The 3,057-nt window shown below is 74.6% G+C and carries 3 protein-coding genes; 1 reads left to right on the plus strand and 2 read right to left on the minus strand.

Annotation, left to right across the window (positions count from 1 at the left end; genetic code table 11):
- Window positions 1–153 precede the first annotated feature (153 nt).
- On the minus strand, window positions 154–783 hold the full coding sequence (locus tag ACFWWQ_RS22040; protein ID WP_384598662.1) for a septum formation initiator family protein: 630 nt from the start codon (window positions 781–783) through the stop codon (window positions 154–156).
- A complete protein-coding gene (rsmH, locus tag ACFWWQ_RS22045; RefSeq protein WP_384598664.1) occupies window positions 780–1,739 on the minus strand; it encodes a 16S rRNA (cytosine(1402)-N(4))-methyltransferase RsmH in 960 nt (319 codons plus the stop codon). The genes ACFWWQ_RS22040 and rsmH overlap by 4 nt, the downstream gene beginning before the upstream one ends.
- Before the next feature lie 488 nt (window positions 1,740–2,227).
- Between rsmH and ACFWWQ_RS22050 the strand changes: the two genes are divergently transcribed.
- Window positions 2,228–2,788 (plus strand): beta-class carbonic anhydrase, encoded by a 561-nt coding sequence (locus ACFWWQ_RS22050; protein WP_384598667.1) that lies wholly within the window; start codon window positions 2,228–2,230, stop codon window positions 2,786–2,788.
- Window positions 2,789–3,057 lie beyond the last annotated feature (269 nt).

Here is a 3,057-nt window from a genome sequence, read left to right on the forward strand (position 1 = left end):
CCGCCGCTCTGCGCGGGGCGCGGCACGCGGCGCCGGGGGTCCTTGGGCGCGGTCATGACGCGGCCCTCCGGTGCGGGACGCCGGTGCCCGTGGCCGCGGGGGGCCGGGGCGCTCCTGCGTCGTACGGCTGGGGGGCCTGGTACGTCACCGGGTTCACCTGCCGGAGGTTGTCGGGGCGGGGACGGCCGCGGCGGGCGACGGGGCGGCCGGTGCCGCGGAACCGGCCGGGGCCGGTGAGCCGGGCGGGCGGGGCGGGGCGGACGGCGCGGGGGCACCGGCGGCGCCCGGTGCGGCCGGGGCACCGGCGGGTGCGGTCCCCGGGGCGCCCGGGGCCGGCGCGTGGGCGCCCTGGGCGGCGAAGGCGCCGAGCGCTCCGGGGAGCGACGGCCCGGCCGGGGCGTGCAGGGGGTGCGGCTCCTCCGTCGCCTCGCTCGGCTTGCCGCGGACCGTGCCGTCCGGGGCGAGGAACGCCGGGTTGCCGCCCGGCACCATGCCCAGTTCCCGGGCGCGGCGTTCGAGGGCGCCCGGCGCGGAGACCGCGTCCACGGCCTGCTGGAGTTCCTGCTGGTCGTCCGTCAGCTCACCGGTCTGCTTCTCCAGCCGGCTCAGCTCGAACGAACCCTGGTTGAGCGCCGAGTTGAGCAGCAGCAGGGCGAGCAGACCGGAGCCGAGGAGGACGACGACCAGCAGGACGAAGGGCGTTCGCGCGGCGGAACTGCTCCCGCCGGGGAACAGTGCCGCGAGGCGGGAGGGCCCCTTCGGCGAACGCCCCCGGGGGGTCACGCGATGTCCTCGCGGATGCGTTCGGCGCCGCGCAGCCGGGCCGGGGCCGCCCGCCGGTTCTCGGCGACCTCTTCCTCCGTGGGGAGTTCGGCGCCCCGGGTGAGAAGCTTCAGACGCGGCTGGTACTGCTCGGGCACGACGGGCAGGCCGGGCGGCGCGGTGTTGGTGGCACCGGCGGCGAAGACCTGCTTGACGATCCGGTCCTCCAGCGACTGGTAGGCGAGGACCGCGATCCGGCCGCCGACCGCCAGCGCCTTCACCGCGGCGGGCACGGCCCGCTCCACGCTCGCCAGCTCGCCGTTGACCTCGATGCGCAGCGCCTGGAAGGTGCGCTTGGCGGGGTTGCCGCCGTGCCGCTTGGCGGCCTGCGGCAGCGCCTCACGGATCAGCTCGACGAGCCGGGCGCTGTTACGGAACGGCTCCTTCGCCCGCTCGCGCACCACCGCCTCGACGATCCGCTTGGCCTGCTTCTCCTCCCCGTAGGAGCGCAGGATCCGCACCAGCTCCCCGGGGGCGTAGGTGTTGAGGACCTCGGCGGCGCTGATGCCGGTCGTCTGGTCCATTCGCATGTCCAGCGGCGCGTCCTGGGCGTACGCGAAGCCGCGGTCGGCCTCGTCGAGCTGCATGGACGAGACGCCGAGGTCGAAGAGGACGCCCTGGACCCGGGGCACGCCGAGGCGGTCGAGGACCTCGGGGAGTTCGTCGTAGACGGCGTGCACCAGGGTGGCGCGGTCGCCGTACGGGGCGAGCCGTTCACCGGCCAGGCGCAGCGCCGACGGGTCGCGGTCGAGGGCGATGAGCCGGGCCGCGGGGAAGGTGGTGAGCAGGGCCTCGCTGTGGCCGCCGAGGCCGAGGGTGCAGTCGACGACGACGGCGCCGGGCTCGGCGAGGGCGGGGGCGAGCATGTCCAGGCAGCGCCGGAGCATGACGGGGACGTGGCGAGTGTTGCCGCTCATGCGCGGACCCCGCTTCGCCGGGCGGACCCGCATCCGGGGCGGGCGCACCTCTTTCTGATTCGCTCGCTGCGCTCGCTCATAAGCCTTCCGATGGGTGAGCGGCAGGTGGGTCCCCGGCCGCTGGCGGGGTGCCGCACGTACCGCTTGGTCCCCGCCCGCTCTGAAGGGGAAGTGGCTCTCCGGCGACGGGGAATTGGCGTCGGAAGGCCGCTGGGAGCGGGAGGAGGCCGAGCCGTACGTGTGGTGGACACGCGAGGGCTTCGGGGACCGAGGAGAGCGTCACGCCTCCCACTTCGCGCCACTTTAGTCCACCGCCTTCCCCGGTCAATCAACCGGTTCCGCGCGTCCCGGAGCCGCCGTTCGGGCCTCCGGTCACCCGTACGGGGCACCGTAACGCTCCATGTGGATTACGTCACAAAGGGTGATGTCACCCGCTGCGCCCGCTCCCAGGTGCGGCCTGATCCGGCGGCCGGGGCTACGGTGAGGCCATGTCCATATCTGCCTCTCAGTCGCCGTCCCCGGCCGCCGACGACACCGCCGCGCCCGCCGGGACCACCGTCACCGACCGCCTCGTCGCGTCCAACGCGCGGTACGCCGACGCGTTCAGCGACCCCGGCATGGATGCCCGGCCGGTCCTCAACGTCGCTGTCGTGGCCTGCATGGACGCCCGCCTCGACCTGCACGCCGCGCTCGGCCTGGAGCTCGGTGACTGCCACACGATCCGCAACGCGGGCGGGGTGGTCACCGACGACATCATCCGTTCCCTGACCATCAGCCAGCGCGCGCTGGGCACCCGCTCGGTGGTGCTCATCCACCACACCGACTGCGGTCTGCTGGGCCTCACCGAGGACTTCCGCCACGATCTGGCAGCCGAGGTCGGCCAGCGCCCCACGTGGGCCGTCGAGGCGTTCAAGGATCTCGACGAGGACGTCCGCCAGTCGATGGAACGGGTGCGCACCTCGCCGTTCCTGCTCCACAAGGACGACGTCCGCGGCTTTGTGTTCGACGTCACCACCGGTCTGCTGCGGGAGATCTTCCCCCAGCGCTGACCCCGCACCATCGCCGGGTACGGGACACACGTCCCGTACCCGGCTTCGTGCTGCCCGGACGCGGGCGGGCGGAGATCACCCGCCGGGGCGAAACGCCGTCAGTTGTCCACAGGCCATGACGCGGAGTGCGCGCGGCGGTGAGAATGCGGGGGTGGCGTCGCCGCGGCTCGGGCCGGGGGGGAACGCACGCCCGCGGGGCGTGGCGGGCGCGCGGGGAGCGGCGGTGCGCGCGGTGTGTAAGCAATGTTGGTCGGAGGGCGCGGTAGTGG

It is taken from the genome of Streptomyces sp. NPDC059080 (assembly GCF_042739975.1).
Lineage (GTDB): Bacteria > Actinomycetota > Actinomycetes > Streptomycetales > Streptomycetaceae > Streptomyces > Streptomyces benahoarensis.